Genomic DNA, 26,480 nt, shown 5'->3' with positions numbered 1-26,480 from the left:
TTCAGAGAGAAAAGATGACGCAGCAGACGACGCCTTCCACCGCGCAGCAGGCCGGCCAGCCGGACCTCAGCCAGACCTTCATCCGCTTCGCGCTGGACGCCGGCGTGCTGTCCTTTGGCGAGTTCGTCACCAAGGCGGGCCGCAAGTCGCCGTACTTCTTCAATGCCGGCTTGTTCAACCAGGGCGCCATGCTGGGCCAGGTGGCGCAATTCTATGCGAAAACCCTGCTGGCCTCGGGCGTGCAGTTCGACGTGCTGTTCGGGCCGGCCTACAAGGGCATCACGCTGGCTTCGGCTACCGCGGTGGCGCTGGCGGGCATGGGCCGCGATGTCGGCTTTGCCTACAACCGCAAGGAAGCCAAGGACCATGGCGAAGGCGGCACTCTGGTGGGCGCGAAGCTTCAGGGCAAGGTCGTCATCATCGATGACGTGATCTCCGCGGGCACCTCGGTGCGCGAATCGATGCAGCTAATCCGCGCCGCGGGCGCCGAGCCTGCCGCGGTGCTGATCGCGCTGGACCGCATGGAGAAGAGCGGCACCGCCGAACAGATCGGCACGCATTCGGCCGTGCAGGACGTGCAGCGCGAATACGGCGTGCCCGTGATCGCGATTGCCAGCCTGAAGGACCTGCTGGCCTACCTGGATGCCTCCAACAATCCGTCGCTGTCGGCTTCGCGCGAGGCGGTGGCTGCTTACCGTCAGCGCTACGGCGTCTGACCGGAATCCCGGCGCATCGCCACCCCGGAACGGTCCCGGGCGGGCGGCGCCGTGGCAGGACTCTTCACTTGGCAAGGAGCATGGTGTGGCGGGCAAAGAGCGGCAGGAAACGCAGGAAGCTGGAGCACGAGCAAAGCCCGCGCGCAAGCGCAAGGCGCAGGTAGATCCGTGCGGGCCCGCGGAGGACTTGCCCAAGGGCCCCGAGCCGGGGCGCCCACCCCATGAGGCCTACGCCGTGCGCGCGCTGGTGCTGCAAGGCGGCGGCGCGCTGGGCGCCTACCAGGCTGGCGTCTACCAGGGCCTGACTGAAGGCGGCGTCTACCCGAACTGGGTCGCTGGCATCTCCATCGGCGCGCTGAATGCGGCGATCATCGCCGGCAATCCGCCCGAGCGGCGCGTGGAGCAGTTGCGCGCGTTCTGGGAATACATCTGCGCGCAGCCGTGGCTCCCCAGCCTTGCGCATTCGAACATGTTCGAGAATGCGGAGTCCTGGCCCGAACCGCTGCGCGTCTGGTTCGACGGGCTGCATGCCGCGCGCGCGATGTTCGAAGGCCAGCGCGGCTTCTTCATGCCGCGCAACTGGCTGGAACTGATCACACGCTATACCGACCCGACGCGCGCCAGCTACTACGACACCACGCCGCTCAAGGCCACGCTCGAGCGCTTTGCCGACTTCGACCTGATCAACCGGCCCAAGGAGATGCGGGTGTCGGTGGGCGCGGTCAATGTCCGGACCGGCAACTTCGCCTATTTCGACAATACGCGTGACACGCTGCTACCCGAGCATTTCATGGCCTCCGGCGCGCTGCCGCCCGGTTTCCCGGCGGTGGAAATCGAGGGCGAGTACTACTGGGACGGCGGGCTGGTCTCCAACACGCCGCTGGCCGAAGTCCTCACCGCCCAGCCGCGCCGCGATGCGCTGATCTTCCAGGTCGATCTCTGGAGCGCGCGCGGCAAGCTGCCGCACGACCTCAGCGAAGTGGCCGAGCGGCAGAAGGACATCCAGTATTCCAGCCGTACGCGCACGATCACCGACTACATGCGCGAGCAGCAGAATTTCCGGCGCATGCTCAGCGAAGTGATGGCCCTGGTGCCGCCGTCCAAGCGCGACAGTGACTGGTATCGCCGCGCGGCCGAGCATGCGTGCGATGCGCGCCGCAACGTGATCCAGCTGATCTATCGCGACAAGTCATTCGAGAACAGCGCCAAGGACTACCAGTTCGGCTTGCTCGCGATGCAGGAGCACTGGTCCAGCGGGCTCGACGATATCCGCGACACGCTGCGCCATCCAAAATGGCTGGCGATGCCCAGCCGGGAGCACCCGTTCGTGACCCACGACGTCCATCGCGGCAACGGCGACCACGAGTGACGCGGCAGCGGTGCCGCTGCTGCGCTCGCGCTACTCGATCTTGATCTTGTCCAGGTCGGGCTGCGGCGGCGGATAATCCGGCTTGAGCTGGCGGAACACCTCGGACAGGATTTCGGCCACCATCAGGTTGCGGTGGGTCTTGGAGTCCGCCGGCACGACGTACCACGGGCATTCCGGCGTGCTGGTGGCGGCAATGGCCGACTCGTAGGCGCTCATGTAAGCCTTCCAGTGCTTGCGCTCGGCCAGGTCGGTCGGATCGAATTTCCACTGCTTCTGCGGATCGGCCAGGCGCGCTTCCAGGCGCGACTTCTGCTCATCCTTCGAGATGTGCAGGAAGCATTTGACGATGGTGGTACCGGTCTCGGTCAGCAGCGTCTCGAACGCGCGGATCTGCCGGTAGCGCCGCTCGCATTCCTCGTCATCGATCCAGCCATGCACGCGCGTGATCAGCACGTCTTCGTAGTGGCTGCGGTTGAACAGTACGATCTCGCCGGATTTGGGTACTTGCAGGTGAACGCGCCATAGATAGTCGCGCGCAAGCTCTTCCGGGGTCGGCGCCTTGAAACTGACCACGCGGATGCCAAGCGGATCGAAGCTGCGGAACACCGAACGCACGGTGCCGTCCTTGCCACTAGTGTCCATCCCTTGCAACACGACCAGGACCTTGCGCCGGTGCTCGGCGTAGAAGATGTCCTGTTCGAGATCCAGTTCGCCGCTGATTTGTGCGATGCGTGCCTGGTCTTCCTGCTTGTCGCCGATTGAAAACGGCTTGCTTCCCGGGTCGAAGCTGGCAAGGCTGAGGCGCTTGCCCGAGGTGATGCGGTAGTCGTCCAGCGGCATATAGGGCTCCATCGTCTCGTTCGGAAGCCCCCCGCAGTCACGCAGCGATGAAGCGAAGCGGGGCGCACAGGCCCCTATGGTTACGCCGGCAGGGCGGACAGGTCAATGGTGCCTTCGAATACCGTGGTGGCGGGTCCGGTCATGCGCACGGGCGTGGCGGCGCCGTCCCAGGCAATGCTCAGGTCGCCGCCGTGCGTGTGAACCTTGACCGGCGAATCCAGCAGCCCGCGGCGGATGCCGGCGACGACCGCCGCGCAGGCGCCGGTGCCGCATGCGAGGGTTTCGCCGGCGCCGCGTTCGTACACGCGCAGGCGGGCGGTGTGGCGGTCGACCACTTCCAGGAAGCCGGCATTTACGCGGTTCGGGAAGGTGGGGTGGTTTTCCACGATCGGGCCATCCTGGAGTACCGGGAAGTCCTCGACATGGTCGACCACCTGCACGGCGTGCGGATTGCCCATCGACACGGCCGAAATCCAGGCCGTGCGGCCGTTGACCTCGAGTCCGTAGAGCGTGTCTTCGCCTTGCGCGCGCGTGGGCAGGCCTTCGGCGCGGAACGGCACGCGGGCCGGTTCCAGTTCGGGCGCACCCATGTCCACCGTGACCTGGCCGTCATCCTGCAGCGTCAGCGTGATGATGCCGTTCATGACCTCGACACGCACCGAGCGCTTGTCGGTCATGCCCTTGTCGGTCACGAAGCGCACGAAGCAGCGCGCGCCGTTGCCGCAGTGCTCCACTTCGCTGCCGTCGGCATTGAAGATGCGGTAACGGAAGTCAGCATCGTCGCGCGTGGGCTTTTCGACGACCAGCATCTGGTCGGCGCCCACGCCGAAATGCCGGCTGGCGAGCGCGCGCCACTGCCCGGTAGTCAGGTCGAGTTGCTGGTGGATGCCGTCGAACACGACGAAGTCGTTGCCGGCACCGTGCATCTTGGTGAACTGGAGTTTCATGGTGCGAATTGTAGCCGTGCATGGCCGGGCCTGCCGGCCGCGGTCAGTAGATCGACGGTTCGCCGGGCGGGCGATTCTTGAAGCGCTTGTGCACCCAGTAGTACTCGGCAACGCGGGGTCGGATGCAGTCCTCGAAGAAGGCGTTCATGCGGCGCGTGTCCTCGGCCACGCTGTCGCCGGGATAGTTTTCCCAGGCAGGCAGGATGCGCAGCACGTAGCCCTGGTAATCGGGCAGCATCTCCGTGTAGATGGGCACCACCTTGGCCCCGGTCATGCGGGCAAGGCGCGACACGGAAGTCAGCGTCAGCGCCTGCACGCCGAAGAACTCGACGTATTCCGAATCGCGTTCGCCGAAGTCCATGTCTGCAATTAGTTGCAGCGCCTCGCCTTTTTTCAGGCAGCGCAGGATGTCGCGCGCGCTGTCGCCGCGCGAGATCATCTTCGCGCCGAAGCGGCCGCGCGCATGCTTGAGGAAGCCGTCGAACAGCGTGTTTTTCTGCGTGGTGTAGAGCGACGCGCCCGAGCGGCCCACGTTGTCGCGCAGGTGGATGGTCAGGCGGATAGCCCCGGCCTCCACGCCAGACAGGTGCAGCGTGACGAGGATATGGGGCGTGCCGTCCATGGCCACGAGATCGGCCTGGTCGTCGATCTGCACCCAGCGGCGCATCTGCGCTTCACTGCCAGTCCAGAAAATGCCGCGCTCGGCAAAGCTGCGGAACACGGTGCGGAACGACTCGCGCGACAACGCGTCGATCTCGGCCTCGCCTTTGTCGGGAAAAGCGGCGCGCAGGTTGGCCTGCACGATGCGGCGCCGGCTGCTGGGGACGAGGTAAAGCACGCTGCCCAGCCCTTCGCCAAAACGGGCAACCAGTGGATAAGGCAACTTGCCCAGCACGGTCAGCAGACCGATGCCAAGCCACGTAAAGATACGGCTCATGAGTGCGAGGATTCGGTGGCCGGCAGTGCGTGGGGCGGACGCTCCATGCCGGACGGGGTCTTGTAGCGGTTGTAGCTCCAGAGGTACTGCGTGGGCGCAATCGCCACGAGTTCCTCGATGGTGCGGTTGATGACGGCGGCGGCTTCAGCCGGATCTTCGGGCAACATGCCGCCATCGTTGATGATGCGAAGATGGCCGCGATAGCCGGCACCGCGCGGCAGGCGTTCGCCGAAGATGGCGGCCACCGGGGCGCGCGTCAGTTGCTGCAGGCGATGGACCAGTGCCATGGTGTAGGCGGGTTTGCCGAAAAACGGTGCCCAGTGGCCCTCGCCGCCGCTTGGCACCTGATCCGGCAGGATGCCGACGGCCTGCCCGCGCTTGAGCGCCTTGACCAGCATGCGCACGCCGCGCGGCGTGGCGGGCGCCATCGCCAGGTTTGGCCGGGTGCGCATGCGCTCGATCCAGTCGCGCAGCCAGACCTGGTGAGGCGGCTTGAACAATGCCGTTACCGGGCGCAACAAGGCGTGCGATTGCGGCAGAACTTCGAAGCAGCCAAGGTGAGGCGTGAGGATAATGAGGCCGTGGCCGCGTGCCTGCAGCGTTTCCAGTGCCGGCCAGAGGTAATCGTCGAAGCCATACAGCTTGGCGCCAATGGTCTTGCGGCTCCAGAAGTAGGGCATTTCCAGGGCCATGCACCCGGCCGAGCGCGCCGCGTCGTCGATCATCGATTCCGTTGCGTCCGGGTAGGCAAGCAGGAAATTCTCCCGCAGCCGACTTCCGTAGCGGCCTGGCAGGCGGGCGGCCAGCAGTCCGAGCGCACCGCCGACCGCCTGGAGCAGGCGCAGCGGAAGGCGGGAAATCAGCCAGAACAGGAAAGTCATCGAACGTGGCGGTGGGTGCTCCCGGCGGGAGCCGATCTGCGAAGCAGCCAAAAATTCATGCAGGGCTCAGGATCCGGGCGACTCCTGCCGCTAACCATGGATTGCACCGGCGCATGCCGGCGTCCGGTGGCCCCGGAGCCACTGCCTGCATTGTGCCGGCAGGCGCGTATAATAGCGTGTATCGCCGAGTTAACTGACAACTTGCGGGGCGATACCGCTCTAACCGGGCGGCCTGAAAATACCGCTAAAGCGTCGCCGCCATGATCCGACAGGCAGGCACGCAATAGCCAACCTGGAGAACAAGTTCGTGGCAAACGACTTCCTTTTCACTTCGGAGTCCGTCTCCGAAGGCCATCCCGACAAGGTCGCAGACCAGATTTCCGACGCGGTCCTGGACGCCATCCTGGCGCAGGACAAGTACGCGCGCGTGGCTGCCGAGACGCTCTGCAACACCGGGCTGGTCGTGCTGGCCGGGGAAATCACCACCACGGCCAACGTCGACTACATCCAGGTCGCACGCGACACCATCAAGCGCATCGGTTACGACAACACCGAGTACGGCATCGACTACAAGGGCTGCGCGGTGCTGGTCGCCTATGACAAGCAATCGCCCGATATCGCCCAAGGCGTGGACCGCGCCTCCGACGACTACCTGAACCAGGGTGCCGGCGACCAGGGCCTGATGTTCGGCTACGCCTGCGACGAGACCCCGGAACTGATGCCGTTCCCGATCTATTACTCGCACCGCCTGGTCGAACGCCAGTCGCAGCTGCGCCGCGACGGCCGCCTGCCCTGGCTGCGTCCCGACGCCAAGTCGCAGGTCACGGTGCGCTATGTCGATGGCCGTCCGCACAGCGTCGACACCGTAGTCTTGTCGACCCAGCATGCCCCGGACATCACCCAGGCCCAGATCCACGAAGCCGTGATCGAAGAGATCATCAAGCCGGTGCTGCCGCCCGAGATGCTCAAGAACACCAAGTACCTGGTGAACCCGACCGGGCGCTTCGTGATTGGCGGCCCGCAGGGCGATTGCGGCCTGACCGGCCGCAAGATCATCGTCGACACGTACGGCGGCGCCTCGCCGCACGGCGGCGGCGCGTTCTCGGGCAAGGATCCGTCGAAGGTCGACCGCTCGGCCGCCTACGCCGCCCGCTACGTGGCCAAGAACGTGGTCGCCGCCGGCCTGGCGCGCCAGTGCCAGGTGCAGGTGAGCTACGCCATCGGCGTAGCGCGCCCGATCAACGTGACCATCTACACCGAAGGCACCGGCAAGATTCCTGACGACAAGATCGCCGAACTGGTGCAGGAGCATTTCGACCTGCGCCCGAAGGGCATCGTGCAGATGCTGGACCTGCTGCGCCCGATCTACGAGAAGACTGCGGCTTACGGCCATTTTGGTCGCGAAGAGCCGGAATTCTCGTGGGAAGCGACCGACAAGGCAGCGGTGCTGCGCGCGGCAGCCGGCCTGTAAGCAAAGTCGCTGGACCGAGGTAAAAACCCCGCTGGCTGCCGCTCAGCGGGGTTTTTTATTGGGTGAGTTGCCGGCGCATGGTTGTGATCAAGTCATCACGCAAAAATGACGCGGTAAAATCGGCCCATCCGGCAAACCGAGAAAGCCCATGCCATCCGCTACCTCTTCCGAAAAACTCGACCTGATCCGTCCGCAGCCATACACCGATTGGTCGCCCGCGGTGGATGCCGCGACGCAGGCGGACTTGCGCCGGCAACTCGAGCAAGGCGCGGTGCTGTATTTCCCCGACCTGCACTTCCGCTTCGAGCCGGGCGAGGAACGCTTTCTCGACAGCCGCTATTCGGATGGCAAGTCCAAGAACATCAACCTGCGCGCCACCGACACCGCCGTGCGCGGGGCACAAGGCACCGAGCAGGACCTCGCCGACCTGTACCGCCTGATCCACCGCTATGCCGAATTCAGCGAAAAGCTGGTGCTCTCGCTGTTCCCGGAGTACGGCCCGCACATGACGCGCGCGGGCACGTCGCTGCGCCCGAGCCAGATTGCCGGCCGCGCCGTCAGCTGGCGCAAGGACGACACGCGCTTGCACGTCGATTCCTTCCCGTCGAATCCGCTGCTCGGGAAGCGCCTGCTGCGCGTGTTCCACAACATCGATCCGGAAGCGCCGCGCGTGTGGCGCGTGGGCGAGCCGTTTGCCGATTTTGCGCAGCGCTTTGTGCCGAAGACCCACGGCATGTGGCCCGGGCAGGCGGCGCTGATGAAGCTGCTGCACATCACCAAGCGCACGCGTTCGGAATATGACCATCGCATGCTGCAACTGCACGATCTGGCCAAGGCGGATCTGGACTATCAGGCCAGCGTGCCGCAGCAGGAATTCCACTTTCCGCCCGGATCGACCTGGATCGTCTTCAGCGACCAGTTGCTGCATGCAGCCATGCGTGGCCGCGCGATGATGGAGCAGACCATCTACCTGGATCCGAAGGCCATCTCGGACCATACCCACTCGCCGGAAGCCGTGCTGTCGCGCATGCTGAGCCGGCCGATGCTGGTTTCCTGACCGTCCCGCGCGCCCTGCGACGTCGCAAGGCGCGTGGCCACCGGCCTTCACTTCACGCTGCGCCAGCGCCTACACTGGTCTTCAGGCTTGCCATCCTCCGGAGCGGGCAGAGGGCGCACGCCCCGCCGCAATCTCCGGGGTCGCGGGGAGACAGATGGAAACCACGTATGACTATGTCGTTGTCGGCGCGGGTTCGGCCGGATGCGCCCTGGCCGGGCGGCTGGCCGACAGCGGCAGCGACAGTATCGCGCTGATCGAAGCGGGCCATCACGACCACCATGTGCTGGTGCGCACACCCGCGGGCGCCGCGGCGATGCTGCCGCGCGCCGGCGCGCGCAACTACGCCTACGAGACGGTGCCCCAGCCGGGCCTGAACGGCAGGCGCGGCTTCCAGCCGCGGGGACGCGGGCTGGGCGGCAGTTCGTCGATCAACGCCATGATCTACACGCGCGGCCGTCCGGCCGATTACGACGCCTGGGCCGCCTCCGGCTGCGACGGCTGGTCCTGGGACGACGTGCTGCCGTATTTCCGCCGCGCCGAGTGCAATGCGCGCGTGGCGGGCAGCGACGACGATCCGCTGCATGGCGGCACGGGCCCGCTCCATGTGTCGGACCTGCGCACGCCCAATCCATTCGGGCAGCATTTCATTGACGCCGCGCAGCAGGCCGGCTATGTGCGCAACGACGACTTCAACGGCGAGGAGCAGGAAGGTGTCGGCTGGTACCAGGTCACGCAGCATGAGGGCGAGCGCTGGAACGCAGCGCGTGCCTACCTGCATGGCGGCAACGCACGCGACAAGGCCTGTAACGGCGGACGTGCCGGCCTGCACGTGCTCACCGGCATGCAGGTGCTGCGCATTGTGTTCGAGGGCAGGCATGCGGTGGGCGTACTGGCTGTGCGCAATGGCCGCCAGCACCTGCTGCGCGCGCGCAGCGACGTGATCCTGTCGGCCGGCACCTTCGGCTCGCCACAGCTGCTGATGGCCTCCGGCGTCGGGCCCGCCGCTCACCTGCGCGAGCATGGGATACCGGTGGTACATGACCTGCCGGGCGTGGGCGGCAACCTGCAGGACCACCTCGACATCATCCTGCACAAGCGCGTCGCCGCGCCGGAGCTGTTCGGCCTGTCGCTGGGCGGCGCCATGCACATGCTGTCCGAGATGCTGCGTTACCGGCGCGAACGCGCCGGCATGATGAGTTCGAACTTTGCCGAGGCGGGCGGCTTCCTGCGCAGCCGTGCCGAGCTGGCCGAGCCCGACCTGCAGCTCCATTTCGTGGTGGGCATGGCCGACGACCATATGCGCACGATCCGCTTTGGCCACGGCTATTCCTGCCATGTGTGCGTGCTGCGCCCGCGCAGCCGCGGCGAAGTGCGGCTTGCTTCGTCCGACATGCGGCGCGCGCCGCGCATCGACCCCGGCTATCTTTCCGATCCGCGCGACCTCGACGACATGGTGGCCGGCGTGAAAATCGTGCGGCAGATCTTTGCCCAGCCGCAGCTTGCGTGCTTTGGCGGCCGCGAACTGTATTCCGCGCATCTGCAGGCGGACGGCAGCGATGACGCGGCGGTGCGCGAGATGATCCGCGAACGCGCCGACACCATCTACCACCCGGTGGGCACGTGCCGCATGGGCATGGATGCGCTGGCGGTGGTCGATCCGCAACTGCGCGTGCGTGGGGTCGAGGGACTGCGCGTGGTCGACGCCTCGATCATGCCGTCGCTGGTCGGCGGCAACACCAACGCGCCCGCGATCATGATCGGCGAGCGCGCGCATGACCTGATCCGCTACGCGCCGCGCGTGCTGCTGCGGATCCGAGAGCCCATGGAAGCCTGAGGCGCGGTACCGGCTTCAGGCGCTCCAGCCGCGCTCGAACACCCGCTTCAGGGTTTCGGCTTCCAGGTCGAGCGTGCCGAACACGCGCCCATGCTGCCGGCCCAGCCGGCTCGCGACAAAGGCTTCGGCGTTTTCGGCGTCGGCATGTTCGAGCATCAAGGCGGCCTGTGCGGTCAGCACCAGTCCCTGTGCAAAGCGGCGGGCATTCGCTTCCAGTTGTTCCGCCGGCTGGCGTAGCATGGCCTGGAGCGAACCCAGCTCCGCGCGCACGGCCGGGTGGGACGTGGCGCGGCGCGACAGGTCCTGCAGCAGCAGCGCCGCGTCATCGGGCGTGCGCTGGATCGCGCGCAGCACGTCCAGGCACATGATGTTGCCCGAGCCTTCCCAGATCGAATTCACCGGCGCTTCGCGATAGAGGCGCGCCATCGGGCCGTCCTCGACATAGCCGTTGCCGCCCCAGACTTCCATGGCTTCGCCCGTGGCCTCGATCGCGCGCTTGCAGATCCAGAACTTGGCTGCGGGCGTCACCACGCGTTTCCACGCGGCGGCAAGCGGGTCGCTGTCGGCGTGCTCGAAGGCATGGGCCAGTTCCATCATCAGGAGCGTGGCGGCCTCGCTTTCGAGCGCCAGGTCGGCCAGCACGTTGCGCATCAGCGGCTGGTCGGCCAGCAGGCGGCCGAAGGCGCTGCGGTGGCGCGTGTGGTGCAGGGCCTGGACATAGGCGGCGCGCAGGATCGCGGCGCTGCCGATCACGCAGTCGAGCCGCGTGCTGGTCGCCATCTCGATGATGGTCGGGATGCCGCGCCCTTCCTCGCCGATCAGGATGCCGGTGGCCTCGCGGAACTCGACTTCGCTGCTGCTGTTGGAGCGGTTGCCGAGCTTGTCCTTCAGGCGCTGGATCAGGATCGGGTTCTTGCTGCCGTCGTCGCGAAAGCGCGGCACGAAGAAGCAGGACAGCGGCCCGTCTTCGGCGCCCATGCGCGCGACCACAAGGTGCGCATCGCACATCGGCGCCGAGAAGAACCACTTGTGGCCGGTCAGGAGGTATTCGGCGCCACGGCCTTCGCCGCGCACGGGGCGGGCCACGGTGGAATTGGCGCGCACGTCGGAGCCGCCCTGCTTTTCGGTCATGCCCATGCCGATCATGATCGCGGTCTTGTCGCGCCAGGGCAGGTCGCGCGCATCATGGTCCTTCGCATACAGGCGCGGTTCGAGCTCGGCGAACAGCGCGGTTTCCTTGCGCAACACGGGAATGCTTGCGAACGTCATCGTGGTCGGGCACAGCGATCCTGACTCGACCTGGGCCTGCAGGAAATAGCCCGCCGTGCGCGCTATCCATGCGCCCTCGCGCGGTTCGGCAAACGGCAGCGCCTGCAGTTGCTGGGTGCGCAGCAGCGACAGCAGCGCATGCCAGCTCGGGTGGAAAGTGACCTGGTCGATGCGCTCGCCGGTGCGGCTGTGCGTATGCAGTTCGGGCGCGTACCGGTTGGCGTCGGCGGCCCAGCCCTGCACCTCGGGCTCGCCCAGGCGTGCGCCATAGCCGGCCAGCGCTGCGGCATGCCAGCCGCCGCCAAGGCGCTCCAGCGCGTCGCTGACGATTGGATCGCAGCCAAAGAGGTTGTAGTGCGCGAGATCCGGCACCTGGTTGAAGACGCGATGCGTGGCGGCGTCGGTCATGATGTCTCCTGGGTCAGCTGGCCATTTGATTGCATGGTAGGGCACGTAGCCGCCACAAGAGTGCGCCGTTGTGCCCCTGTTGTCGATTCTTGCGGCGCAACATCGGCAATTCGATACTCCTGCGCACAGCTGTGGCACCACGAATGAGTGGGAACTGGCACTGGCGCCGGCCGGGGGCTTGTGCTTAAATTCACCCCGTTGGATGAAACAGGGGTGCCGTACGGATGGGCCGTGCGAGCTGAGAGAGTCCCTTCGAACCCGATCCGGTTAATGCCGGCGTGGGAAGTTTCTAGCAAGACCAAACGCTCTTGTCCCTCCGGGACTCGCCTCCAGGCCTCAGGCCCCGGCGGCGCTCACAGGGCTCCTGGTTTCGTCCACCCCGCAAGAGAGAGGACGACACCCATGGCCCGTACTGCCCCCGCTGCTTCCTTCGAATCGCTCGAAAGCGATCTCGACCAGAAATTCGCCTACCCGGCTTCCAGCAAGACCTACCTGACCGGCAGCCGCCCGGATATCCGCGTGCCGCTGCGTACCATCCTGCAAACGTCCACGCGGACCGAGAAGGGCGATATGCCCAACCCGCCGATCCCCGTCTACGACACGTCGGGCCCCTACAGCGACCCGGACGTGCATATCGACCTGAAGGCCGGCCTGCCGGCGCTGCGCGCGAAGTGGATCGACGAGCGCGGCGACACTGAAATTCTCAAGGGTCTTTCGTCGGAATACGGCCGCGACCGCGCCAACGACCCCGCCACCGCGCACCTGCGCTTTGCCCAGCTGACCAACCCGCGCCGCGCCAAGGCCGGCGCCAATGTGTCGCAGATGCACTATGCGCGCAAGGGCATCATCACGCCGGAAATGGAATACGTGGCGCTGCGCGAGTCGCTGAACCTGCAGGCGCTGTATGACAAGCCGGAATACAAGGCCCTGCTGCGCCAGCACCCGGGCAACGCGCTGGGCGCGGGACTGCCGCTGCGTCCGGAAGACATCACGCCGGAATTCGTGCGCAACGAAATCGCCACGGGCCGCGCGATCATTCCCGCCAACATCAACCACACCGAGCTGGAGCCGATGGCGATCGGGCGCAATTTCCGCGTCAAGATCAACGGCAACCTGGGCAACTCCGCGGTGACCTCGTCGCTGGCCGAGGAAGTGGAAAAGATGGTGTGGTCGATCCGCTGGGGCGCCGACACCATCATGGACCTGTCGACCGGCAAGCACATCCACGAAACGCGTGAATGGATCCTGCGCAACTCGCCGGTGCCCATCGGCACGGTGCCGATCTACCAGGCGCTGGACAAGACCGGTGGCATCGCAGAGGACCTGACCTGGGAGATGTTCCGCGACACGCTGATCGAGCAGGCCGAGCAGGGCGTGGACTACTTCACGATCCACGCCGGCGTGCTGCTGCGCTACGTGCCGCTGACGGCGGACCGCGTGACGGGCATCGTCTCGCGCGGTGGCTCGATCATGGCCAAGTGGTGCCTGGCGCATCACAAGGAAAACTTCCTGTACACGCACTTCGACGAGATCTGCGAAATCATGAAGGCCTACGACGTGTCGTTCAGCCTCGGCGACGGCCTGCGTCCGGGCTGCATCGCGGACTCGAACGACGACGCGCAGTTCGGCGAGTTGCGCACGCTCGGCGAGCTGACCGCCAAGGCATGGAAGCACGACGTGCAGGTCATGATCGAAGGCCCGGGCCACGTGCCGCTGCAGCGCATCCAGGCCAATATGGATGAAGAGCTGAAGCACTGCTATGAAGCGCCGTTCTACACGCTCGGACCGCTCGTGACCGACATTGCCCCGGGCTACGACCACATCACCAGCGGTATCGGCGCGGCCAATATCGGCTGGATGGGCACCGCCATGCTGTGCTACGTGACGCCGAAGGAGCACCTCGGCTTGCCGGACAAGGAAGACGTGCGCGAGGGCATCATCACCTACAAGATCGCCGCCCACGCCGCCGACCTCGCCAAGGGCTGGCCCGGCGCGCAGCTGCGCGACAACGCGCTGTCCAAGGCGCGTTTCGAGTTCCGCTGGGAAGACCAGTTCAACCTCGGCCTCGATCCGGAACGCGCGCGTTCGTACCACGACGCCACGCTGCCGGCCGAAGGCGCCAAAATCGCCCACTTCTGCTCGATGTGCGGGCCGAAGTTCTGCTCGATGAAGATCACGCAGGAAGTGCGCGACTACGCGGCCTCGTTGCCGAAGGAAGCGCAGCAGGGCATGGAGGAGAAGTCGATCGAGTTCCTGAAGAAGGGCAGCAAGATCTACTCGTAAGGCAGTACGGGCATGGTTCGCAACCGTGCCCCCGTTCGTTCCGCCTGTCGCGCAGCGCCCCGCGCGGCGGGCTATCCGTAAAAGGAGGCCGGAAGCCGCGTCGATTGCGCAGGTAGCCGGCACACATCCATGACAGCAGTGCAGTCCTTTGATGTCGCCATCCTTGGTGCCGGCCTGGCCGGGCGGCTGGCCGCCTGGCTTCTCGAGCGCCAGGGCGCGCGCGTGGCGCTGGTCGAGCGTGGCAGCCCCGACGGTTCGGGCTCCGCCGCGCACGTTGCGGCCGCCATGCTGGCGCCGCTTGCAGAGTCGGCCATCGCGGAGCGCCGTATCGTCGACCTCGGCATTGCCAGCGTCGGCCTCTGGCGCGCCTGGGTCATGCAGTTGCGGGAGCCCGTGTTCTTCCAGGAGGACGGTACGCTCGTGGTATGGCATGCACGCGACCGTGGCGAAATGTCCCTGTTCACGAGCAGGGTGCGTGCCGTATCGCCTCCGGAACTGGTGGCGCAGCGCATGCGCGTGCTGGACGGCAAGGGCGTGGCCGAGGTCGAGCCCGCGCTGGCAGGACGTTTTCCGCAAGGCTTGCTGCTGTCCGGCGAAGGCCAGCTCGACAATCGTGGGGCGCTGCGCGCGCTGCTGTCGTGCGCGGTCAGCGACGGCGTGCATTGTGTGTGGGAAGCCGGAGATGTAGACGTCGCTATGCTGCCATCGCTTGGCATTCGCGCACGCGTAGTGCTCGACTGCCGCGGCCTTGGTGCGCGCGCCGCATGGCCCGCCGAGCCGGGCAAGGACGGTCGAGGCGCGTTGCCTGGCCTGCGCGGGCTGCGTGGCGAAGTCGTACGCGTGCATGCGCCCGACGTGAAGCTGCACCGCCCGGTGCGCCTGCTGCATCCACGCTACCCGATCTATATCGCACCCAAGCCCAATGATCTCTATGTGATCGGCGCCACCGAGCTGGAAAGCGAGGACGATTCGCCGATGAGCGTGCGTTCCGCGCTCGAGCTGCTGTCGGCGGCGCATTCTCTGCATCCGGCATTTGGGGAGGCGCGCGTGCTCGAACTGAACGTGCAGTGCCGCCCTACGCGCCCCGACCACTTGCCCGTGATCCGCGTGGACCAGCAGGCGCGCGTGGTGCGCGTGAACGGCCTGTACCGGCACGGTTTCCTGATCGCACCGGCAGTGACCGAGGCGGCGTGCGAGGTGGTGAACGCGCTGCTCAACGATGACCCGGCCGCGCATGCGGTGCCGGCCGCCCTGCGCTGGCCCGGCATGATCGAGGGCGTGACGGAAACACCCGCGCTCGCCGAGGCCCCCGTGGGCCGCACCGGCCTGCTGCACTGAAGCTGAACCCATGGATATCCTGCTGAATGGCCGCCCCCTCGTTGTTGCCGACGCCGCCACCCTGGCGGACGCGGTGGTCGCGGCCAACATTGCCCCGCCGTTCGCCGCGGCGGTCAACGGCCAGTTCGTGCCGCGCGCGGCGCACGCGGCCACGCTCCTCGCGGCCGGCGACCGCATCGACCTCGTCCAACCCGTGACGGGAGGCTGAACCTCATGACATTCGAACCGACAGAAACCTTGCGCGACCCGTTCGTGCTTTATGGCGAGTCCTTCGACTCGCGCCTGCTGCTGGGCACGGCCCGTTATCCGTCGCCGGCCACGCTGCAGGCGGCCGTGGAAATCTCGCGCCCGGCCATGGTGACCGTGGCGCTGCGCCGTCAGGGCGCCGTGGGCGAAGGCGAGGGCGGCCAGGCCTTCTGGCAGATGCTCAAGGCGCTGGGCGTGCCCGTGCTGCCCAACACCGCCGGCTGCTTTGCGCCGCAAGAAGTCATCACCACCGCCATGATGGCGCGCGAGGTGTTCGAGACCGACTGGATCAAGCTGGAGCTGATCGGCGATGACTACACGCTGCAGCCCGACACGCTGAACCTGCCCGCCGTGGCGGAAACGCTGATCAAGGAAGGCTTCAAGGTGCTGCCGTACTGCACGGAAGACCTGGTGCTGTGCCGCCGCCTGCTCGACGTCGGTTGCCAGGCGCTGATGCCGTGGGCCGCGCCGATCGGCACCGGCCGCGGCGCCGTCAACCCGCATGCGATGCGCGTGCTGCGCGAGCGCCTGCCGGACACGCCGCTGATCGTCGACGCGGGCCTGGGCCTGCCGTCGCACGCCGCGCAGGTGCTCGAGTGGGGCTATGACGGCGTGCTGCTGAATACCGCCGTGGCGCAGGCCGCCTATCCGGTCAACATGGCACGCGCGTTCGCGCAGGCCGTGGAAGCGGGCCGCACCGCCTACCTGGCGGGGCCGATGCCAGAGCGCGAAGTCGCGCAGGCCAGCACCCCGGTGGTCGGCATGCCGTTCTGGCACGCCGAGGGCGCGGAGCATCGCGCATGACCCGCCACGCGATCCATGCTGCAAGCGACGGCCCGCTGCGCCAGGCCGTGCTGGAACACTACGGCGAAACGTTTGGCGTGTCCGATCACCCGTGGCAGGCATGGCGGCTCGCTGACGCGCCTGCCAGCCCGGGGGCGCACGATGTGCTGTTGTCCGATGGCGAGGCCGATGCCGACGTGATCGCACGCGTGGCCGAGGCTGGCGCCACGCTGATCGAAACCGACCGCGAAGGCGGACAGTGGATCGATACCGTGCGCTCGCCGATGGGCACGTGGGTACTTTCCGCTCGCGCGGATGATGATCATGCGCACTCGCCGGCATTCGTCGCGGTGCTGCTGGCCAGCCTGTCGCTGCATTTCCCCGCGCATGACGCGCTGTGCCTGGCACGTGCGTGGCGTCCGGGCTCGGCCGAATGGCCGACGGAGTTCGATCGCTTCCCGCGTGTGCGCCATGCCGCGCTGGTGGCGCCGGAAGCCGCCGTGCCGGCTTTTGCGCCGTGCCCGCCGGCGCTCGGCCTTTACGCCGTGGTGCCTAGCGCCGAATGGATCGAGAAGCTGGTGCCGCTGGGCGTGCCCACGGTGCAGTTGCGTTTCAAGTCGGAGGATCCTGCCGCTGTGCGTGCGGAAGTCGCGCGTGCAGCGCAGGCCGCGAAGGGGTCGCAGTCGCGGTTGTTTATCAATGACCACTGGCAGATTGCTGTTGAACTGCATGCCGCCAGCGGTGGCGACAGCGGTATCTATGGCATCCACCTTGGCCAGGAAGACCTGGACGAGGCCGATCTCGACGCCCTGCGGGCCTCAGGCCTGCGTTTGGGCGTGTCCACGCACGGTTATGCGGAGATGGTGCGCGTCGCGGCGATCCGGCCGAGCTATCTCGCGCTCGGCGCGATCTTCCCGACTACCACCAAGGTCATGCCGACGGCGCCGCAAGGGATGGGTCGCTTCCAGGCATATGTGAAGCTGATGCAGCCGGTGATTCCGTCGCTGGTGGGAATCGGCGGTGTTAATGCTTCGAACATGAGCCAGGTGCTAGCGGTCGGCGTCGGCAGCGCTGCCGTCGTGCGGGCCATCACGGAGGCCGACGACGTTCCGGCAGCCGTGGCGCATCTGGTCAACCTGTTTCCCACTGGCTAAGCCTCATACGGTAGCGAGGCAGCCCGAGCTTTGACGGGATACCATGCTCGCTATGTTTGCGTAGCAGAGCTGCAGCCCGTCATGCTTGCCATCCGATTACCTGCCGACATTGAGGAACGCCTGGAAGCCTTAGCCAAGCGGACAAGTCGCACGAAGACGTCCCATGCACGCGAAGCCATCATGCGGCACTTGAAATATCTCGAAGATCTGCATCGGGCAGACAATACTGCCCGACGTGTCCGCGCGGGGAGCGAGTCCACAGTAACGCTTGATGAGCTTGAGGATCGGCTTGGCCTCGCAGATTGAAGTCAGGCCAAGATTTGTGCGACATTCGCCCAGCCACGGGAGCCGAATCCGACCCCGCCGCTATCATGTCGTGCTGCATCCCCGGCCAATCATCCAGCGTTTCCCACCATGTCCAGCCCGATCGAAATCGTCCCCGCCGCCCCCGGCACGTCTGAAAAGCCCTACTTCGGCATCGACGTCCCGCTGATGCGCTATTTCGGCCTGCAGCCGGAGTTGATCGAAGCGGACTATTGCCGCACGCGCCTGCCCGCGCACCCGCAGCTCGTGAACAGCCGCGGCGACGTGCACGGCGGGACGCTGATGGCCACGCTGGACTTCACGCTGAGCGGCGCGGCGCGTTCGCACGCGCCCACGGAAACCGGCGTGATCACGATCGATATGTCCACACATTTCCTGGCAGCGGCGCGCGGCGAGCTGACGCTCGAAGCCCGCTGCATGCGCCGGGGCGCCCGCATCGCCTTCTGCGAGGGCGAGGTCAAGGACGCCTCGGGCACGGTGGTTTGCGTCGCACGCGCCGCGTTCAAGCTGGTGCCGCTGTCCAGCGGCGGCAACTGATTCAGTCCGGCAGGCGGCGGTACACCGCCGCAAAACGCGCCTGCTCGGTGATGCCGTAGTCGCCAGGCGCGTATTGCATCAGCCAGTCGCCCGGCTTGCCGCGCAATACATCCCCGCCATCGGAGCGGGCGATGCTGAAGGCCTCTTCCATGCGCCGCGCCAGCACGGGCACCGGCTTGTTGCGGTAGGGGCCGTCCTCGCCGTGTGCCGAGGGCTCCAGGGCCACGTACTTCGGATCAAAGCGCTCGCGCGAGACGACCCAGCGGTCGCCGGTCGCGCCGGTGACAATGGCGTCGCCGACGCGGTAGCGGTTGGGACCTTCGCGGCTCTCCAGCTCGCCGGCCTTTGCGGCAAACATCACCTGTACCTGCTCTTCCTTGACGTAGCGCGCGGCAGCGGAGTCTTCGCGCAGGTCGATGTCGTTCAGTGGCTGCATATCGTCTCCGTTCAGCCCAGCACGCGCGGTGCGAAGGCGTGGTTGAGCGGGCCATTGCCCGCGCCCAGTCTCAGGCCGGCGCCGGCGGCAATCGCCCGCGCCACATAGTCCAGTCCCTTGCCCGCCGCGTCTTCCAGTGTGTCGCCACGCGCCAGTTGCGCAGCGATGGCGGCAGCCAGCGTGCAGCCGGTGCCGTGCAGGTTCTTCGTGTCGATGCGAGGGTGCGTGAATACGCGCACGGTGCCGTCGGGCAGCATCAGCAGGTCGTCCAGTGCGCCGTTCGTGCTGGCCGGGCCATCATCGTCGAGGTGGCCGCCCTTGAGCAGCACCGCGGGACAGCCCATTGCGATCAGGTCGGCGGCGGCCTGCTCCATCTCTGCGCGGCGCGTGATGGTGCGGCCGAGCAGATAGGAGGCTTCGGGCAGATTAGGCGTCACCAGCACGGCGCGCGGAAACAGCAGGCGCACCATGGCCTGGCTGGTGGCGTCATCGGAGAGCGTCGCGCCGGAGGTGGAAATCATCACGGGGTCGACCACCAGCTTGCGGATGCCGTGGCGGTCCGCCGCCGCGGCGACGGCCTCGACGATGGCGGCGGTGCCCAGCATGCCGGTCTTGGCCGCGTCGACGCCGAGATCGCTCGCCACCGCGTCGATCTGTGCCGCCACCATGTCGGCGGGAATCGCATGCACGCCGCTGACACCGAGTGTGTTCTGCGCGGTGATGGCGGTGATGGCGCTCATGCCGAAGCAGCCCAGCGCGGAGAAGGTCTTGAGGTCGGCCTGGATGCCGGCGCCGCCGCCCGAGTCGGAACCTGCGATGGTGAGGGTGCGGGGTGGTGTCGGGGTCATGTCAGAGAGGTGAGCGGAAAAAAGCCGGCGGCATTTTGCACGGGTTCACGCCGGCAGGCTACAATACCGCCACTCCGAGGAGCGTTGCAACGGATCGTGGCGTAACATGCCCTCCGCCAGGCTCGGACTGTCTCAAACGGCGCTCGCTGATCCGTGGTTCGCACGGTGGCGAGTCGACCTATCCGCCCGCTTCATTGGTGTTGCGCACGTTACGCATCGCGTTTCGTGCCTTCAGGAAGCGCGGCCTGATTTCCCGCCCGTCACCGTCGTCCACTCTTCACCGGGAGTGAAACATGAACGCTGTGACCGACCTCAAGCAAGATTACCTCGTGGCCGACATCGGCCTGGCCGGCTGGGGCCGCAAGGAAATCGCCATCGCCGAAACCGAAATGCCGGGCCTGATGGCGATCCGCGACGAATTCGCCGCCGCGCAGCCGCTCAAGGGCGCGCGCATCGCCGGCTCGCTGCACATGACGATCCAGACCGCCGTGCTGATCGAAACGCTGGCGGCACTGGGCGCCGATGTGCGCTGGGCTTCGTGCAACATCTTCTCGACGCAGGACCACGCCGCCGCCGCGATCGCCGCGGGTGGCACCCCCGTGTTCGCCTTCAAGGGCGAGTCGCTGAAGGAATACTGGGATTTCACGCACCGCATTTTCGACTGGGCCGACGGCGGCACCCCGAACATGATCCTGGACGACGGCGGCGATGCCACGCTGCTGCTGCACCTGGGCGCCAAGGCCGAGAAGGACGCTTCGCTGATCGCCAATCCGGGCAGCGAGGAAGAGACCTTCCTGTTCGCCGCGATCAAGGAAAAGCTGGCCAAGGATCCGAGCTGGTACAGCCGCAACCTCGCCGCCATCCGCGGCGTAACCGAGGAAACCACCACCGGCGTGCACCGCCTGTACCAGATGGCGCAGAAGGGCGACCTGAAGTTCCCGGCCATCAACGTCAACGACTCGGTCACCAAGAGCAAGTTCGACAATTTGTACGGCTGCCGTGAATCGCTGGTGGACGGCATCAAGCGCGCCACCGACGTGATGATCGCCGGCAAGGTCGCCGTGGTCGCAGGCTACGGCGACGTGGGCAAGGGCAGCGCACAAGCACTGCGTGCGCTGTCGGCCCAGGTGTGGGTCACCGAAATCGACCCGATCTGCGCACTGCAGGCCGCGATGGAAGGCTACCGCGTGGTCACCATGGACTACGCCGCCGAGCACGGCGATATCTTCGTCACCTGCACTGGCAACTACCACGTCATCACGCATGACCACATGGCCAAAATGAAGGACCAGGCCATCGTCTGCAACATCGGCCACTTCGACAACGAGATCGACATCGCTTCGATCGAGAAGTACGAATGGGACGAGATCAAGCCGCAGGTCGATCACGTCAAGTTCCCCGACGGCAAGAAGCTGATCATCCTGGCCAAGGGCCGCCTGGTGAACCTGGGTTGCGCCACGGGCCACCCGTCGTACGTGATGAGCAGCTCGTTCGCCAACCAGACCATCGCGCAGATCGAACTCTGGCAGGAACGCGACAGCGGCAAGTACCCGGTGGGCGTCTACACGCTGCCCAAGCACCTGGACGAGAAGGTGGCACGCCTGCAGCTGAAGAAGCTGAATGCACAGCTGACCGAGCTGACCGAGCAGCAGGCGGCCTACATCGGCGTGCAGAAGCAAGGCCCGTACAAGGCCGATCACTACCGCTATTGATCTGAAGGGAAGGCCCCTCTGCCGCTTGCGGGAGAGGGGAAAAACCGCTTTCAAGGAGCCGTCATGAGACTGCTGATCGTGTGGATCATCAACGCCGTGTCGCTGTTCGTGCTGCCGTACATCCTGCCGTCGATCCATCTGAAGAGCTTTGGCTCGGCCATGCTGGCCGCGCTGGTGCTGGGCCTGGTCAATACGCTGATCCGGCCGATCCTGGTGATCCTGACGCTGCCGGTGACGGTGCTGACGCTCGGGCTCTTCATCTTCGTGATCAACGCGCTGCTGTTCCTGTTCGTCGGCAACCTGCTGTCGGGCTTCTCGGTCGGCGGCTTCGGGGCGGCCCTGCTGGGCTCCATCCTGTACAGCGTGATCTCGTGGCTGCTGTCCAGCCTGCTGCTGGGCGAACGCGCGGCCTGACGGCCACGCACTGCCGCGGGGTCCTATCAAGCGCGCCGCGCCAACGCGGCGCGCCACTATCATGCAAGACCGCTACTACAGTTTTGAATTCTTCCCGCCCAAGACGGCGGAGGGCGCCGAGAAGCTGCGCAATACGCGCGCGCAGCTCGCTCCGCTGAACCCGAAGTACATCTCGGTGACGTTCGGTGCCGGCGGCACCACGCAGCAGGGAACGCTCGACACCGTGCTGGAAATCCAGCGCGAAGGCATCGAGGCCGCGCCGCACCTGTCGTGCGTCGGGTCCTCGCGCGAGAGCATCCGCACGATCCTGCAGCAGTACCGCGACGGCGGCATCCGCCATATCGTCGCGCTGCGCGGCGACATGCCGTCGGGCATGGGCGAGATCGGCGAATTCCGCTACGCCAACGAGCTGGTCGAGTTCATCCGCGCCGAGACTGGCGACTGGTTCCAGATCGAAGTGGCGGCCTACCCGGAATACCATCCGCAGGCCAAGTCGCCGCGCCATGACCTGGAGAACTTCGTGCGCAAGGTGAAGGCCGGCGCCAACTCCGCCATCACGCAATATTTCTTCAACGCCGACGCGTACTTCCGCTTCGTCGACGATGCGCGCGCGATGGGCGTGGACGTGCCGATTGTGCCGGGCATCATGCCGATCACGAACTACTCGCAGCTGATGCGCTTCTCCGAGATGTGCGGCTCCGAAGTGCCGCGCTGGGTGGCCAAGCGGCTCGAAGGCTTCGGCGACGATCGCGAGTCGATCCGCGCGTTCGGACTGGACGTGGTCACGGCGCTGTGCGAACGGCTGCTGGCGGGCGGCGTGCCGGGCCTGCATTTCTATACGCTCAACGCCGCCGGCGCCACCAAGGCGATCTGGCAGCGCCTGAAGCTCTGAGCGTGGCCGCGCGCCGACCCGATCCCTTCATCGAGCACTTGCTCGAACTGATGGGGCCGCTGGCGGCGCGCATCGGCGCGATCTCCGCGCGCCGCATGTTCGGCGGCCACGGCCTGTTCTACGACGGGCTGATGTAATGCTATCTCAAGGCCGACGACAAGACGCTGGCGCGCTTTGAAGCTCAGGGCAGCCATGCGTTCCGCTATGTCTCGTCAAGGGGCGAGGTGACGTTGCGCCACTATCTGACGCTGCCGCCGGAATGCCTGGAATCGCGGGCGGCGATGACGCCGTGGGCGCAGATGGCGGTGGAGGCGGCGTTGCGCCTAGCGAACCAGAAGGGCTGAGTGCCGACACGGTGCCATCGGTGTCATACTCGGTGTCATGGTCACCGCCACCTTCCGCTTCTACGAGGAACTGAACGACTTCCTTGCGCCGGACCAGCGCGGGCGTGACCTGTCCTGCCCATGCGCGCGCGCCGCCACGGTCAAGCACATGATCGAGGCACTGGGCGTGCCGCATACCGAGGTCGAACTCATCCTGGTCAACGGTGAGTCGTCAGGCTTTGAGCGGATCCTGAGCGATGGCGACCGCGTCTCGGTCTATCCCAAGTTCGAATGCCTCGATGTCTCCCCGCTGCTGCGGGTACGCGCGCATCCCTTGCGGATTCTCCGCTTCGTGGCCGACGCCCATCTGGGCGGCCTGGCGCACCTGCTGCGCATGATGGGCTTCGACACCCTCTACGACAATCACTTCGAAGACAGCGAAATCGAGCGCATCGCCGCGCAGGAAGGCCGTGTCGTGCTGACGCGCGATCGCGAGCTGCTCAAGCGCCGCGGCATCACCCATGGCTGCTACGTGCGCGCGATCAAGTCCACGCCTCAGGTGCGCGAGATCTTCAGCCGGCTCGACCTGGCCCGCAGCGCGCGGCCGTTTTCGCTCTGCCTCGATTGCAACGTACCGCTGCAGCACGTCGCGCGCGAGGCCGTGGCGGGGCGCGTGCCGCCGGCGGTGCTGGAGCGCCATGAGCGCTTCGTCACCTGCGATCAGTGCCGCCGCGTGTTCTGGGAAGGCTCGCACTGGCGCTGCATGCGCATGCTCGTGGACGAGCTGGTGCAAGCCAACTGAGTCCTAGAGCATCGCGCTGTTTCACCGTTAGGTTAGTGCTGGCGTCAGAACACGCCCGCTTCGCTGACGATCCAATCCATCGGCAAATCATGTTCCCGGGCCTGCAGGGCGATGCGGCAGGCCTCGAAGCCGATGCCGATGGCGACTGGAGGCGTCGGCATGGCGGCCAGCGTGCGGTCGTAGAAGCCGCCGCCGTAACCGAGACGGAACTTGTCGGCACTGAAACCGACACAAGGAATCAGCAAGGCATCGGGCTGGGCTGCGTCGGTGCCGTCCGGTACCGGAATGCCGTAGTGCCCCTTGACCATCGGGGTCTGCGGGGTCCAGAGATGGAAGTCGAGCGGCACGCCGGGGCGGCTGACCGCCGGCAGCGCGGCATGGCGGCTGGTGTCCGCGGCGAGCCACCGGGTCACGACGGCGCGCGCATCGAATTCCTGCTGGATGGGCCAGTAAAAACCGAGGCAGCGGATCGCCAGCCGCTCGAGCAAAGGCAGCAGGCTGGCGGCGATGCTGGCCTCGGCGCTGGCGCGGTCGGACACCGCCGCGCGTTGTGCGAGCAGGCGCGTGCGCAGCGCGCGGCGATCTTCTTCGGCGCCGTTGCCGGGTGGCGGCGAAGGCGTATGGGTGGCTGACATGGCGTGGGATAATGTCTGCGAACAAACCAACACTGACGGCGGCGGCGCGCATGCGTGGCGATAGGCCTGGCATGACGGGCGCGGCCTCGCGTCGACAACAAGGAAGCAAAGAATGCTGAAGGGAGTATATCTGCGGCGTGCCGGCCGGGCCGCATGGGTCGCCGTGGCGTGTGCCTTGCTTGCCACCCCCGTGCTGGCGCAGAAGCGTCCGCAGCAACCGGCCGTGCGCGCGCCCCAGCCGCCGGTCATCCCGTCCGACCCGGATGATGCGTTCACGGCGCTGCGCGAAGCGGCGCGCAAGAACGACGCGGACCGCGCTTATGCGATCTCCGCGACGCTGGTGGACTATCCGATTCCGTCATACGTCGAGTACTTCCGCATCAAGCCGCAAATGTTCGACGGCAGCGGCCTGGCGCGCATCGATGCACCTGATGACCAGGTGCGCGCCTTCCTGCAGCGCTACAAGGGCGAAGCCATTGCCGACCGCATGCGCAACGACTGGCTGCTGGTGCTCGGCAAGAAGCGCGACTGGGCCAACTTCGACGCGGAGTACCCGCAGTTCGTGCTCAAGGACGACACGCAGGTCGAGTGCTACGCGCTGCTGTCGCGCGCGCTCAAGGGCCAGAACGTGGCGGCCGATACGCGCAACGTGCTGAGCGATGTGCGCTACTACGGCGAAGGCTGCGTCGACCTGATCAGCTACCTGGTGCAGAGCCAGCAGATCCAGCGCAGCGATGTTGCTTTCCAGACGCGCCAGGCGCTGGAACAGAACCTGGTTTCGCTGGCCGCCAGGATCGCGGCCACGGTGCCCGATGCGCGCATGGACAGCGACATGCTGGCCACCATCGTCAAGATGGCGCGCAATGACCCGTCGCAGGCCGCGGCCTACCTGACCGCCAGCGCCGGCACCCTGTCGCGCGACGAGCAGGGCGCGGCGTGGGGCGTGGTGGGGCAGTACGCCGCCAAGAAGCTTTTGCCGGACGCCGCCGGCTACTACCGCCGCCAGATGGACCTGGGCGGCAACCAGTGGTTGTCCGACGAAACCCAGGAATGGCGCGTGCGTGCGGCGCTGCGCCAGGGCGACTGGAAGCAGGTGCGGCAGGCCATCGAAATGATGCGCCCCCAGCTGCGCGCCAAGGATCCGGCCTGGACCTACTGGTACGGCCGCTCGCTGAAGGCCGATGGTCGCGATGCCGAGGCCCAGCAGCAGTTCCAGCAGATCGCAGGCCAGTTCAACTTCTACGGCCAGCTGGCCACCGAAGAGCTGGGCAACCGCATCACGTTGCCGGTGCGCACCACGGTGACCGATGCCGAAGCCATGGCCATGCGCAGCCGCGCCGGCTTCCAGCGCGCGCAGAAGTTCTACAACCTGAACCTGCGCTTCGAGGGTACCCGTGAATGGAACTGGGAACTGCGTGGCATGAACGACCGCGAGCTGCTGGCCGCGGCCGAGTATGCGCGCCGGATCGAGCTGCTGGACCGCACCGTCAATACCGCGGACCGCACGCGCGCCGAGCATGATTTCTCGCTGCGCTTCCCGATGCCGTATCGTGAGCTCATGCAGCGCGCCACCGACGACGTCGGCCTCGACATGGCGTGGGCCTATGGCCTGATCCGCCAGGAATCGCGCTTTATCATGAGCGCGCGCTCGTCGGCCGGTGCGCATGGCCTGATGCAGGTGATGCCGGCCACGGCCAAGTACGTCGCGCGCAAGATCGGCATGGCGGAGTTCTCGCCGTCGATGATGGGGGATCCCAACATCAACATCGTGCTCGGCACCAACTACCTGAGCATGGTGCTGACCGACCTGGACAGCTCGTGGACGCTGGCCTCGGCGGCCTACAACGCCGGGCCGGGACGGCCCAAGGCCTGGCGCAGCACGCTGACGCGCCCGGTCGAAGGCGCCATCTTCGCCGAGACCATTCCGTTCAACGAAACGCGCACATACGTGAAGAATGTGCTTTCCAACGCTACGTACTATGCTGCATTGATGAGTGGCCAGCCCCAGTCGCTGAAGTATCGCC

General features: G+C 66.5%; 26 protein-coding genes, 1 pseudogene and 2 riboswitches. Of the genes and pseudogenes, 19 read left to right on the top strand and 8 right to left on the bottom strand.

What is annotated here, in order from left to right:
- Nucleotides 1-14 precede the first annotated feature (14 nt).
- Both pyrE and AC3FKG_RS09800 read left to right on the top strand, forming a co-directional pair.
- The gene (gene pyrE, locus AC3FKG_RS09805; protein ID WP_211946943.1) at nucleotides 15-716 is read left to right on the top strand and encodes an orotate phosphoribosyltransferase; all 702 of its coding nucleotides are present in this window, start codon (nucleotides 15-17) and stop codon (nucleotides 714-716) included.
- A gap of 187 nt (nucleotides 717-903) precedes the next feature.
- The gene (locus AC3FKG_RS09800) at nucleotides 904-2,085 is read left to right on the top strand and encodes a patatin-like phospholipase family protein (RefSeq protein ID WP_488742970.1); all 1,182 of its coding nucleotides are present in this window, start codon (nucleotides 904-906) and stop codon (nucleotides 2,083-2,085) included.
- A gap of 30 nt (nucleotides 2,086-2,115) precedes the next feature.
- Here the strand turns inward: AC3FKG_RS09800 and AC3FKG_RS09795 are convergent, their stop codons facing one another.
- The 4 genes from AC3FKG_RS09795 to AC3FKG_RS09780 form a co-directional block, all read right to left on the bottom strand.
- Nucleotides 2,116-2,925 (bottom strand): polyphosphate kinase 2 family protein, encoded by an 810-nt coding sequence (locus AC3FKG_RS09795; protein WP_488742969.1) that lies wholly within the window; start codon nucleotides 2,923-2,925, stop codon nucleotides 2,116-2,118.
- Nucleotides 2,926-3,005: 80 nt separating this feature from the next.
- Complete coding sequence (gene dapF / locus AC3FKG_RS09790) at nucleotides 3,006-3,872, bottom strand: diaminopimelate epimerase (protein ID WP_488742947.1); 867 nt, start codon at nucleotides 3,870-3,872, stop codon at nucleotides 3,006-3,008.
- Between the two features lie 43 nt (nucleotides 3,873-3,915).
- Complete coding sequence (locus AC3FKG_RS09785; protein ID WP_488742946.1) at nucleotides 3,916-4,809, bottom strand: lipid A biosynthesis lauroyl acyltransferase; 894 nt, start codon at nucleotides 4,807-4,809, stop codon at nucleotides 3,916-3,918.
- A complete protein-coding gene (locus AC3FKG_RS09780; protein WP_488742945.1) occupies nucleotides 4,806-5,690 on the bottom strand; it encodes a lysophospholipid acyltransferase family protein in 885 nt (294 codons plus the stop codon). The genes AC3FKG_RS09785 and AC3FKG_RS09780 overlap by 4 nt, the downstream gene beginning before the upstream one ends.
- Nucleotides 5,691-5,997: 307 nt before the next feature.
- Here AC3FKG_RS09780 and metK point away from each other — a divergent pair, with 307 nt between their 5' ends.
- The 3 genes from metK (at nucleotide 5,998) to AC3FKG_RS09765 (ending at nucleotide 10,052) form a co-directional block, all read left to right on the top strand.
- The gene (metK, locus tag AC3FKG_RS09775) at nucleotides 5,998-7,161 is read left to right on the top strand and encodes a methionine adenosyltransferase (protein ID WP_488742944.1); all 1,164 of its coding nucleotides are present in this window, start codon (nucleotides 5,998-6,000) and stop codon (nucleotides 7,159-7,161) included.
- Nucleotides 7,162-7,309: 148 nt separating this feature from the next.
- Nucleotides 7,310-8,218, top strand: coding sequence for a Kdo hydroxylase KdoO (kdoO, locus tag AC3FKG_RS09770; RefSeq protein ID WP_483710185.1), 909 nt, complete (start codon nucleotides 7,310-7,312; stop codon nucleotides 8,216-8,218).
- 154 nt (nucleotides 8,219-8,372) lie between these two features.
- Nucleotides 8,373-10,052: a GMC family oxidoreductase gene (locus tag AC3FKG_RS09765; protein WP_488742943.1), complete on the top strand. Its 1,680-nt coding sequence runs from the start codon at nucleotides 8,373-8,375 to the stop codon at nucleotides 10,050-10,052.
- Nucleotides 10,053-10,067: 15 nt separating this feature from the next.
- On the opposite strand, the gene AC3FKG_RS09760 is transcribed toward AC3FKG_RS09765, so the two are convergent.
- Nucleotides 10,068-11,729, bottom strand: coding sequence for an acyl-CoA dehydrogenase family protein (locus tag AC3FKG_RS09760; RefSeq protein ID WP_488742942.1), 1,662 nt, complete (start codon nucleotides 11,727-11,729; stop codon nucleotides 10,068-10,070).
- A 199-nt stretch (nucleotides 11,730-11,928) separates the two neighbouring features.
- Nucleotides 11,929-12,031: riboswitch (TPP riboswitch) on the top strand.
- A 100-nt stretch (nucleotides 12,032-12,131) separates the two neighbouring features.
- On the opposite strand from AC3FKG_RS09760, the gene thiC reads away from it, so the two are divergent.
- The 7 genes from thiC (at nucleotide 12,132) to AC3FKG_RS09725 (ending at nucleotide 18,394) form a co-directional block, all read left to right on the top strand.
- Nucleotides 12,132-14,012: a phosphomethylpyrimidine synthase ThiC gene (gene thiC / locus AC3FKG_RS09755; protein ID WP_483710188.1), complete on the top strand. Its 1,881-nt coding sequence runs from the start codon at nucleotides 12,132-12,134 to the stop codon at nucleotides 14,010-14,012.
- Nucleotides 14,013-14,141: 129 nt separating this feature from the next.
- Nucleotides 14,142-15,350, top strand: coding sequence for an FAD-dependent oxidoreductase (locus tag AC3FKG_RS09750; protein ID WP_483710189.1), 1,209 nt, complete (start codon nucleotides 14,142-14,144; stop codon nucleotides 15,348-15,350).
- Between the two features lie 10 nt (nucleotides 15,351-15,360).
- Entirely contained in the window at nucleotides 15,361-15,558 is a 198-nt protein-coding gene (gene thiS, locus AC3FKG_RS09745; protein WP_483710190.1) for a sulfur carrier protein ThiS, read from the top strand.
- 5 nt (nucleotides 15,559-15,563) lie between these two features.
- Entirely contained in the window at nucleotides 15,564-16,400 is an 837-nt protein-coding gene (locus AC3FKG_RS09740; protein ID WP_483710191.1) for a thiazole synthase, read from the top strand.
- The gene (locus tag AC3FKG_RS09735; RefSeq protein WP_488742941.1) at nucleotides 16,397-17,533 is read left to right on the top strand and encodes a thiamine phosphate synthase; all 1,137 of its coding nucleotides are present in this window, start codon (nucleotides 16,397-16,399) and stop codon (nucleotides 17,531-17,533) included. Before AC3FKG_RS09740 ends, AC3FKG_RS09735 begins: the two co-directional genes overlap by 4 nt.
- Nucleotides 17,534-17,614: 81 nt before the next feature.
- A complete protein-coding gene (gene relB, locus AC3FKG_RS09730) occupies nucleotides 17,615-17,839 on the top strand; it encodes a type II toxin-antitoxin system RelB family antitoxin (protein WP_488742940.1) in 225 nt (74 codons plus the stop codon).
- A 108-nt stretch (nucleotides 17,840-17,947) separates the two neighbouring features.
- Entirely contained in the window at nucleotides 17,948-18,394 is a 447-nt protein-coding gene (locus AC3FKG_RS09725) for a PaaI family thioesterase (protein ID WP_483710194.1), read from the top strand.
- A gap of 1 nt (nucleotide 18,395) precedes the next feature.
- Here the strand turns inward: AC3FKG_RS09725 and AC3FKG_RS09720 are convergent, their stop codons facing one another.
- Complete coding sequence (locus AC3FKG_RS09720) at nucleotides 18,396-18,830, bottom strand: PGDYG domain-containing protein (RefSeq protein WP_488742939.1); 435 nt, start codon at nucleotides 18,828-18,830, stop codon at nucleotides 18,396-18,398.
- 11 nt (nucleotides 18,831-18,841) lie between these two features.
- Entirely contained in the window at nucleotides 18,842-19,678 is an 837-nt protein-coding gene (gene thiD, locus AC3FKG_RS09715; protein ID WP_488742938.1) for a bifunctional hydroxymethylpyrimidine kinase/phosphomethylpyrimidine kinase, read from the bottom strand.
- A gap of 70 nt (nucleotides 19,679-19,748) precedes the next feature.
- Nucleotides 19,749-19,830: riboswitch (S-adenosyl-L-homocysteine riboswitch) on the top strand.
- A 141-nt stretch (nucleotides 19,831-19,971) separates the two neighbouring features.
- Between thiD and ahcY the strand changes: the two genes are divergently transcribed.
- The 6 genes and pseudogenes from ahcY (at nucleotide 19,972) to AC3FKG_RS09685 (ending at nucleotide 23,821) form a co-directional block, all read left to right on the top strand.
- Nucleotides 19,972-21,390: an adenosylhomocysteinase gene (gene ahcY, locus AC3FKG_RS09710; RefSeq protein ID WP_488742937.1), complete on the top strand. Its 1,419-nt coding sequence runs from the start codon at nucleotides 19,972-19,974 to the stop codon at nucleotides 21,388-21,390.
- 63 nt (nucleotides 21,391-21,453) lie between these two features.
- Nucleotides 21,454-21,804 carry a phage holin family protein gene (locus AC3FKG_RS09705; protein WP_011296404.1) on the top strand — a complete coding sequence of 117 codons (351 nt, stop codon included), beginning with the start codon at nucleotides 21,454-21,456 and terminating at the stop codon, nucleotides 21,802-21,804.
- Nucleotides 21,805-21,865: 61 nt separating this feature from the next.
- Entirely contained in the window at nucleotides 21,866-22,696 is an 831-nt protein-coding gene (gene metF / locus AC3FKG_RS09700) for a methylenetetrahydrofolate reductase [NAD(P)H] (protein WP_488742936.1), read from the top strand.
- Nucleotides 22,697-22,698: 2 nt separating this feature from the next.
- Entirely contained in the window at nucleotides 22,699-22,833 is a 135-nt protein-coding gene (locus tag AC3FKG_RS09695) for a TfoX/Sxy family protein (protein ID WP_488742935.1), read from the top strand.
- Between the two features lie 12 nt (nucleotides 22,834-22,845).
- Nucleotides 22,846-23,040: pseudogene (locus AC3FKG_RS09690) on the top strand (TfoX/Sxy family protein); the annotation flags it as partial.
- Nucleotides 23,041-23,077: 37 nt separating this feature from the next.
- Nucleotides 23,078-23,821, top strand: a complete 744-nt coding sequence (locus AC3FKG_RS09685; protein WP_488742934.1) for a Mut7-C RNAse domain-containing protein — start codon at nucleotides 23,078-23,080, stop codon at nucleotides 23,819-23,821.
- Nucleotides 23,822-23,865: 44 nt separating this feature from the next.
- Here AC3FKG_RS09685 and AC3FKG_RS09680 read toward each other — a convergent pair whose 3' ends face one another.
- Nucleotides 23,866-24,456, bottom strand: a complete 591-nt coding sequence (locus AC3FKG_RS09680) for a 5-formyltetrahydrofolate cyclo-ligase (RefSeq protein WP_483710201.1) — start codon at nucleotides 24,454-24,456, stop codon at nucleotides 23,866-23,868.
- Between the two features lie 112 nt (nucleotides 24,457-24,568).
- Here AC3FKG_RS09680 and AC3FKG_RS09675 point away from each other — a divergent pair.
- Nucleotides 24,569-26,480, top strand: a 1,912-nt coding sequence (locus AC3FKG_RS09675) for a lytic transglycosylase domain-containing protein (RefSeq protein ID WP_488742933.1), incomplete at its 3' end; no start/stop codon positions are given.

The sequence above is a fragment of the Cupriavidus sp. 22TCCZM04-2 genome (assembly GCF_057798895.1).
The sequence above is the reverse complement of the archived record's forward strand: the minus strand, read 5'-3'. Positions and strand labels throughout refer to the sequence as shown.